This is a genomic window from Rhodococcus sp. KRD175 (assembly GCF_017168275.1).
GTDB classification, from domain to species: domain Bacteria; phylum Actinomycetota; class Actinomycetes; order Mycobacteriales; family Mycobacteriaceae; genus Rhodococcoides; species Rhodococcoides fascians.
The window spans coordinates 133,459-141,325 of record NZ_JABFAQ010000013.1; the positions used below are offsets into that span (position 1 = coordinate 133,459).

The following is a 7,867-nucleotide window of genomic DNA, read 5'->3' on the forward strand; positions in this document are numbered from 1 at the left end:
GAGGACGCGTTCGCAAACACGTCAGGGCTTACGAAAGTGCTCTCGACGGCCGAGTCCGCGCAACCGGAACCACTCCGCCAGACCGCGAGGATTCCTGGTGGTGATCAAGAAGAACCAGGTGAAGCGAATCCACTCCTGCGGCAACAGCTTTCGCATGCCTGGCTGCGACATCAGGTAACCGCGGTTGCGGTAGGTGAAGTAGCGCTTGGTCGCATCCTCCGGGTACTGCGTGTGCATCCGGCCACCGAGGATCGGCTTGAACTCCTCGGCTCCGTTGGGGTGCACGTACGCGGCCGTGAGACACGTTCCGAACTTCAGGCCCGAGCGCTGCAATCGGCGGTGTACTTCCACCTCGTCGCCGCGCACGAACAGCCGCAGATCGGGCACGCCCACCGCATCGATCGTCGACGCTTTGAACAGGGCACCGTTGAACAACGACGCGATGCCTTCGAGCAGATCGTCGTCCGGATTCTCCGGGTCGATCAACTCCGAGCGAAGACGACGCCACTCGACGCCGCGTCGCAGCGGAAACGCCAGACGATCCGGATCCTCGATGTCACAGACGACGGGGGAGACCTCGTCCAGTCCGTGCGCGAGCGCACAGTCGTAGAGGGTCTCGAGCACCTTCGGGCCCTCGGGGCGGCCGTCGTCGTCGGCGAGAAACACCCAGTCCGCGCCGAGCGAGAGGGCGTACAGAATGCCGAGCGCGAATCCGCCTGCGCCGCCCAGGTTGTGCTGCGAGCCGAGGTACGTCGTCGGCAGGGCCGTCGATTCCACCAACTCACGCACGGCCGTCTCGTTCGCATTGTCGACGACGACCAGATGATCGAGCGGACGCGTCTGGGCACCGATCACGTCCAACGACAGAGCCAACAACTCCCGACGCTTGTGCGTGACGATGACTCCGACAATCCTGTCAGGCACCGGTTTGCCCATCAGGTCCGTCTTCCCGCTCGATCTCTTTCAGGATCTGCGCGACGTGGTCTCCGGCGTCGTCACCGTCGTATGCCCGCACCACGTCCTCGATGCCGCCCTGCTGGCGAATCTGGCCGTGATCGATCCACATCGCGGTATCGCACAACTGAGCCAGGAATTCGTTGGAGTGGCTGGCGAACACCAGGATTCCCGAGCGCTTCACCAACTGCTGCAGTCGGTGCCGGGCCTTCTTCATGAACTCCGCGTCGACGGCACCGATGCCCTCGTCGAGCAGCAGGATCTCCGGGTCGATGCTGGTGACGACGCCCATCGCGACGCGCACCCGCATTCCCGTGGAGTAGGTGCGCAGCGGCATGTCGAGGTAGTCGCCGAGTTCGGTGAAGTCGGCGATCTCGTCCATCTTCGCGAGCATCTGCTTGCGCGTCTGGCCGAGGAACAGACCGCGGATGATGATGTTCTCGTAACCGGAGATCTCCGGGTCCATACCGACGCCCAGATCGAACACCGGCGCGACGCGGCCGCGGATGGTGGCGCTGCCACGCGTCGGCTCGTAGATGCCCGAGAGCAGCCGCAGCAGCGTCGACTTGCCGGCACCGTTGTGTCCCACCAGGCCGACGCGATCGCCGTCCTTCAGGTTCATCGTGATGTTCTTGAGGGCCTCGACGACGACGACGTCGGAGGAGTTGCGGTCGATGGCGCCACCGGCTTTACCGAGGAACGCCTTCTTCAAGGACCGCGTCTTGGCGTCGAAGATTGGGAAGTCGACGCATGCGTCATGAGTACTGATGCTGATGGACAACTGCTGACCCCTAAACCCAGTAGGGCACGCGGGCCCGGTACTTCTTGAGAGCGACGATGGCCAGCGCCCACCCGACCACGGTGAACCCGAGCACGATGTACCAGTGGTACGCCTGCTGGTCCTCGCCGATCAGAGGGGCCCGGATGATGTCCAGGTAGTGGAAGAGCGGGTTGATCTCGACGAGCTTCGCGCGATTCGCGGCCTCGCCGCCCATCTGCTGTAGGCCCGAGGTTGTCCACACGATCGGCGTCATGAAGAACATCAGTGTGACGAAGCTGCCGAGGATCGGGGCGATGTCGCGGTAGCGGGTGGCGATGATGCCGAAGAGGATCGACACCCACACCGCGTTGAGCAGAATCAGGACCAGCGCCGGGATCGCGAAGATCACCGTCCAGTGCAGTCCGCCGGGCGGCCAGAAGATCGCGATGATGATCACGTAGATCAGCAGGTTGTGGCCGAGGAGCAGCAGCTGGCGCCACACCAACCGATAGACGTGCACGCTCAGCGCACTGGGCAGCTGCTTGATCAGGCCCTCGTTGGCGACGAAGACGTCTCCGCCCTCGAGGATTGCGGCGCTGATCAGGCCCCACACGATCAGCCCGACGGTCACGTGCGGCAGGAACTCGCGCAGATCGATGTTCAGGAGCACCGAATACAGCAGGCCCATGGCGATGGCCTGCACGCCGGTGGCAATGGTGATCCAGAACGGGCCGATCACCGACCGTCGATAGCGCTGCTTGATGTCCTGCCAGCCGAGATGCAGCCACAGCTCACGCTGGTTGAAACCGGTCCGCAGATCGCCGAACGCGCGCCGATAAGTCTGTGAGTCCGAAACCGGAGCAGGCATCTGTTCTCCTGCCTCGCTCTCGGGATCCTTCGCTGGTGCCGACACGACGGTCGACACTACCTGTAATCGACCATGCAGCTCATTTTGCGAGCGTGTGTGTGGTGTTACAGGTACTGGCCGGTACCGCTGCCGTGGCCGCCGCCCGGTGTGGGCATGACGCCGGGAGGCAACGCGCCCTGACGCATCTGCTCGAGCTGGGCCCGTGCGGCCATCTGCTGAGCAAACAATGCCGTCTGGATGCCGTGGAACAGTCCTTCGAGCCAGCCGACGAGCTGAGCCTGCGCGATCCGCAGTTCGGCGTCGGTGGGCACGACGTCGTCGCCGAACGGCAGCACCAGACGCTCGAGCTCGTCGCGCAGCTCCGGGGCCAAGCCCTGCTCGAGCTCCTGGATGGACGATTTGTGGATTTCCTTGAGCCGATTGCGGCTGGCGTCGTCGAGAGGTGCCGCGCGCACTTCTTCGAGCAGTTGCTTGATCATCGTGCCGATGCGCATCACCTTGGCGGGCTGTTCCACCATCTCCGAGAGGTCCGATCCGTCGGACGACTCCTCGTTGGCCGCCGATCCGGAAGCGCGGGCTGCAGCAGCGGTGGCTTCCTCGCGGCTCAGTGCGAGTGGCTCTCCGTTGGGGCCGATCACGACGACGTGATCGCCGGGTGCATTGTTCGACTCGGATTGCGTCATGCATCCATCTTTACGCGTCGCCTGCCGTTGCGCGATCGACAGGGGCGATTATCCTGGTTCGGTCGTTCGCAACCGGGGTGTCAGGAGGATCGAAGCGTGCGTTGTTGGCTGCCGTTCCCTGGGGAAACGGGACGTGAAACACACCCTCGGCGGGTCGGCGCTTAGAGTGTCCGGCATGGGGTACGACGTCGCACGGGTCAGAGGGTCCATTCCCTCCCTCGGCGACGGGTGGATTCATTTGGACCCTCAGCTGGGAATGCTGATTCCGGATCGCGTGTCGACGGCCGTCTCCACGGCGTTCCGGCACAGTGCGTCCAATCATTCGGCCGGCAACATCGCCGCCAAGCGGAGTGCTGCTCTGCTCGAATCCGCCCGCGTCGCAATCGCAGATCTGGTCGGTGCCTATCCGTCCGGGGTGGTCATCGGACCGGATCGGGCGACGCTGCTGTCGTGGCTCGCCGATTCTCTGAGCTCCCGGCTCGGGCTGGGAACCGGCTTGGTGCTCTCGCGTCTGGACGAGGAAGCCAACGTTGCGCCGTGGCTGCGGGTCGCCAGCCGAACCGGCGCACACGTGCGCTGGGCCGAGGTCGAGATCGATACGTGCGAGCTGCCCACGTGGCAGTTCGAGGAACTCATCACCTCCACCACCCGGCTCGTCGCGGTCACCGCGGCGTCGCCGATCGTGGGTAGCGCTCCCGACGTTCGCGTCGCGGCCGATCTGGTCCACGAGGTCGGTGGACTCATCGTCGTCGATGCCGCCGGAGCAGCCCCCTACGCACACGTCGACATCAAGGAACTCGGAGCCGACGTCGTCGCGATCGACGCGGCCGCGTGGGGTGGGCCGTCGGTGGGTGCGCTGATCTTCCGCGATCCGACACTGCTCGACCAGTTGCCGTCGATGTCGCTGAACCCTTCGGCGAAGGGGCCGGAACGGCTCGAGGTCAGTGGTCACCAGTACGCGCTGCTGGCCGGTGTCGTGTCGTCCATCGACTACCTGGCCAACCTCGACGACGCAGCGACGGGCACCCGACGTGAGCGGCTGGAGCTGTCGATCGGGTCGCTGCAGCACTATCAGGATCGGCTCTTCGAGCATCTGATGGCTGCGCTCGCCACCCTCGATCACGTCATGGTGCTCGGCACTGCGCCCACGCGTATCCCGACCGTCAGCTTCACCGTCGACGGTATGCCCGCGGTGAAGGTGTCCGAGCAACTCGCGCAGGCTCGCATCGGCAGCGTCAGCGGGGTCCACGGTGGCAGTCGTCTGCTCGACGCCCTGGGCGTCAACGACGAAGGTGGTGCCGTCACCATCGGACTCGCTCCCTACACCACCCGGTACGAGATCGATCAACTCGTGAAAGCTCTCGCTGCGCTCGCCCTTTGAGCGGCTGCGCCGCACGTGCACGGAACTTCGTAGCCCACTACGAAGTTCCACGCACGACCCTCGGGCGCACATCACTGCACGCGCAGGATGACCTTCCCGATGGTCTCGGCGTCGTCGAGCATTCGATGTCCCTGTGCTGCTTCGGTTATCGGGATTTCGGCATGCACGACGGCGGTGACGCGGCCTTCGGAGATCATCGGCCACAGGTGTGCGGTCATGTCGGCGACGATGTCGGCTTTGCTCGACGGTCCGGTCTCGGGGCGTCCCCGCAATCCGGCCGCGTGTACCGAGCCACGCTTGGCGATGAGCTTGCCGAAGTTCAGCTCACCCTTCACGCCGCCCTGCATTCCGATGGTGACGACGGTGCCGTCCATGGCGAGCGCGTCGAGGTTTCGGTCGAGGTATTTCGCGCCCATGTTGTCCAGGATCAGGTCGGCACCGTGATCGTTTGTCTGTGAACGGATTTCGGTGACGAAGTCTTGATTCTTGTAGTCGATGAGGATGTCGGCACCGAGGTCCGCGCACATGTCCAGCTTGTACTTGGACCCGGCGGTCACGGCGACGGTGACGCCTAGCTGTTTCGCGACCTGGGTTGCGTGCGTACCGATTCCGCTACCGCCGCCGTGAATCAGCAGCACCTGCCCCGAACGCATGTGCGCATCCATCACCAGGTTGGACCACACCGTGGACGCGACCTCCGGAAGTGCTGCTGCCACATGGAGATCGAGGCCCGCAGGGATCGGGAACAGCTGGGTGGCAGGCACGGCGACCTGCTCGGCGTACCCGCCACCGGCCAGAAGCGCGCAGACCCTGTCGCCGACGTTCCAGCCGCTGACGCCGTCACCGAGCTCGGAAATGATTCCCGAGCACTCGAGACCGAGGATCTCGCTGGCACCCGGGGGCGGCGGGTAGTTGCCCTGACGCTGCATCAGATCGGCACGGTTGACGGCGGTGGCGGAGACGTCGACGATCACCTGTCCGCGGGCCGGTCGTGGATCGGGAACCTCGGTCCACTCCATGACGTCGGGATCGCCGAATTCTTTCAGTGTGATTGCACGCATGCATCCATGATGCGCCACCACTGTCGCAGGCGCTTTACAGGTCCCAGAGGTTGATGCCGAAGTCGCCGGCGTGACTGTCGATCTGTTCGAGTTCGGCGTCGGAGAAGTCCAGATTGTCCAGTGCCGCGACGTTGTTCTCGAGCTGCTCGACGCTCGATGCGCCGATCAGTACCGACGTCACTCGCCGGTCGCGCAGCGCCCAACTCAGTGCGAGCTGAGCCAGTGACTGACCGCGGGCCGACGCGATGTCGTTCAGTGCGCGAAGGTGCCCGATGTGGTCGTCGGTGAGCCAGTCCGGGTTCAGCGACTTGCCCTGTGCTGCGCGCGAATCCGCGGGAATGCCGTCGAGGTACTTGTCGGTGAGCATGCCTTGAGCGAGGGGAGAGAATGCAATGACGCCTGCGCCGATCGCGTCGAGTGTGCCCAGTAGTTCGGGTTCGATCCATCGGTTGACCATCGAGTAGCTGGGCTGATGGATCAGCAGCGGAACACCGGCGTCGGCGAGCAGATCCGCCATCTTCTGCGTGCCCTCGGGCTTGTACGAGCTGATACCCGCGTACAGGGCCTTCCCCTGCTGGACAGCGCTGATCAGCGCACCGGCTGTCTCTTCGATGGGAGTGTCGTGGTCGGGGCGGTGGCTGTAGAAGATGTCGACGTGGTCGAGTCGCATGCGCGCCAACGATTGGTCGAGTGAGGACAGCAGGTATTTGCGGGAGCCACCGAAGCCGTACGGGCCGGGCCACATGTCCCATCCCGCTTTGCTGGAGATGATCAGTTCGTCGCGGTACCCGGCGAAGTCCTCGGAGAAGATGCGGCCGAAGTTCTTCTCGGCGCTTCCGTACGGCGGACCGTAGTTGTTCGCCAAGTCGAAATGGTTGATCCCCAGATCGAAGGCGCGACGGAGAATCGCGCGCTGCTTCATCAGTGGAACGTCGTCGCCGAAGTTGTGCCACAGGCCCAGCGACACAGCCGGCAGTACCGGCCCACGCGATCCCACTCGGCGATACGACATGGATTCGTAGCGATCGGCGGCGGCAACGTACGGAGGGTCGATGTAGGGATCTGTCATAACTCGACCCTAGGTCTCATCGGCGAATCGGACCCCGAACCACGGCAAGCTACTCGTGAGTAGATTTCCTGCCTAAGATGACTCGCGTGACGGCCGAATTAGCCATTGGTCCCGGGGGGGACCCGCAGTGGCTCGACACTGCGGAAATGAGAGCTTGGCGTGCCTATGTCGACGGCGGTCAACGATTGATGGAGGTATTGAACAGGGATCTACAGGACAGACACGACCTGTCGATGGCGGAGTACCGCATCCTGGTGATGCTGTCCGAGGCGGACGACGGCTCCATCCGCATGAGCGAGTTGGCCGACGGGGTTCTGTCCTCCCGAAGTCGCCTCACCCACCAGATCAGGCGGATGGAAGTCCAGGACATGGTGCGCCGCAGTACCTGCGCGCACGACGGCCGTGGCGTCCTCGCCGTCATCACCGAGGAAGGTCGACGACGACTGACGGAGGCAGCACCCACACACGTCCGCAGCGTCCGGCAACATCTGGTCGATCTCCTCACCCCGACCGAACTCGAGGTCCTGGGCGACATCTTCCAGAAGGTCGACGCCGCAATGGACGCATCGGCAACCCGACCCCGACGCTGACAGACCGGCAACGAGGGGCGATTGGGCCGGTGCCGCCCCGGCCGTTAAGATCGCACACGGAAGCGTGGCAGAGCGGCCCAATGCACTCGCCTTGAAAGCGAGAGACGTGTAAAAGCGTCCGGGGGTTCAAATCCCTCCGCTTCCGCCATATGTCAATTGATCGAGCCCGGTCCGCCCGCGAGGGTGGGGCCGGGTTTGTTCGTTTGCGAAGCAGCGAATTCTCGGCGTGGCATCAATACCGGTTAGGTGGGTACTACCTGCCAATGAGCGAAGAAGCGCGGCGCAACGACGGCGACAACGAGGGGCCTCTGGAAGAGGAGCTCGAGGAGAGTTTCGACGCTGTCGTCACCGAAGGTGGTGAGCGATTGCACCGCGAGGAATGATCAAGACCTGTGGATCAGGGAGGGCGTGCCTTCCCGTAAATATGATCCTGGTAGTCACTTGATCAAGTCAGCGTTGCAGCGCTGGCGGAAAGGCACGCCTCGTGCTCACGGTAGTCAA

General features: G+C 64.0%; 8 protein-coding genes and 1 tRNA gene. 3 read left to right on the top strand and 6 right to left on the bottom strand.

The genetic code is table 11. The features are described 5' to 3' along the window. Positions 1-21: 21 nt before the first annotated feature. From J1M81_RS19765 to J1M81_RS19780, 4 genes are all read right to left on the bottom strand, one after another. Positions 22-936, bottom strand: coding sequence for a glycosyltransferase (locus tag J1M81_RS19765; RefSeq protein WP_032366780.1), 915 nt, complete (start codon positions 934-936; stop codon positions 22-24). Further along, a complete protein-coding gene (locus J1M81_RS19770; protein WP_176456774.1) occupies positions 917-1,729 on the bottom strand; it encodes an ABC transporter ATP-binding protein in 813 nt (270 codons plus the stop codon). The genes J1M81_RS19765 and J1M81_RS19770 overlap by 20 nt, the downstream gene beginning before the upstream one ends. A gap of 16 nt (positions 1,730-1,745) precedes the next feature. Beyond that, on the bottom strand, positions 1,746-2,582 hold the full coding sequence (locus J1M81_RS19775) for an ABC transporter permease (RefSeq protein ID WP_167328462.1): 837 nt from the start codon (positions 2,580-2,582) through the stop codon (positions 1,746-1,748). Positions 2,583-2,686: 104 nt separating this feature from the next. Further along, positions 2,687-3,265, bottom strand: coding sequence for a bacterial proteasome activator family protein (locus tag J1M81_RS19780; protein WP_027494774.1), 579 nt, complete (start codon positions 3,263-3,265; stop codon positions 2,687-2,689). 175 nt (positions 3,266-3,440) lie between these two features. Between J1M81_RS19780 and J1M81_RS19785 the strand changes: the two genes are divergently transcribed. Then, on the top strand, positions 3,441-4,646 hold the full coding sequence (locus J1M81_RS19785) for a cysteine desulfurase-like protein (RefSeq protein WP_032366782.1): 1,206 nt from the start codon (positions 3,441-3,443) through the stop codon (positions 4,644-4,646). Positions 4,647-4,717: 71 nt separating this feature from the next. On the opposite strand, the gene J1M81_RS19790 is transcribed toward J1M81_RS19785, so the two are convergent. Beyond that, positions 4,718-5,707 carry an NAD(P)H-quinone oxidoreductase gene (locus J1M81_RS19790; protein WP_206498658.1) on the bottom strand — a complete coding sequence of 330 codons (990 nt, stop codon included), beginning with the start codon at positions 5,705-5,707 and terminating at the stop codon, positions 4,718-4,720. Positions 5,708-5,741: 34 nt separating this feature from the next. After that, positions 5,742-6,776, bottom strand: a complete 1,035-nt coding sequence (gene mgrA / locus J1M81_RS19795; protein ID WP_094716070.1) for an L-glyceraldehyde 3-phosphate reductase — start codon at positions 6,774-6,776, stop codon at positions 5,742-5,744. Between the two features lie 77 nt (positions 6,777-6,853). Between mgrA and J1M81_RS19800 the strand changes: the two genes are divergently transcribed. Further along, complete coding sequence (locus J1M81_RS19800; RefSeq protein ID WP_048319194.1) at positions 6,854-7,366, top strand: MarR family winged helix-turn-helix transcriptional regulator; 513 nt, start codon at positions 6,854-6,856, stop codon at positions 7,364-7,366. A 58-nt stretch (positions 7,367-7,424) separates the two neighbouring features. Then, positions 7,425-7,514 (top strand) — tRNA-Ser (locus J1M81_RS19805). Positions 7,515-7,867 lie beyond the last annotated feature (353 nt).

Excerpts from the sequence above, each read along its gene's own strand:
- J1M81_RS19765 (WP_032366780.1), bottom strand. The coding sequence starts at position 936 with ATGGGCAAACCGGTGCCTGACAGGATTGTCGGAGTCATCGTCACGCAC.
- J1M81_RS19775 (WP_167328462.1), bottom strand. The coding sequence starts at position 2,582 with ATGCCTGCTCCGGTTTCGGACTCACAGACTTATCGGCGCGCGTTCGGC.
- J1M81_RS19780 (WP_027494774.1), bottom strand. The coding sequence starts at position 3,265 with ATGACGCAATCCGAGTCGAACAATGCACCCGGCGATCACGTCGTCGTG.
- J1M81_RS19785 (WP_032366782.1), top strand. The coding sequence starts at position 3,441 with ATGGGGTACGACGTCGCACGGGTCAGAGGGTCCATTCCCTCCCTCGGC.
- J1M81_RS19790 (WP_206498658.1), bottom strand. The coding sequence starts at position 5,707 with ATGCGTGCAATCACACTGAAAGAATTCGGCGATCCCGACGTCATGGAG.
- mgrA (WP_094716070.1), bottom strand. The coding sequence starts at position 6,776 with ATGACAGATCCCTACATCGACCCTCCGTACGTTGCCGCCGCCGATCGC.
- J1M81_RS19800 (WP_048319194.1), top strand. The coding sequence starts at position 6,854 with ATGACTCGCGTGACGGCCGAATTAGCCATTGGTCCCGGGGGGGACCCG.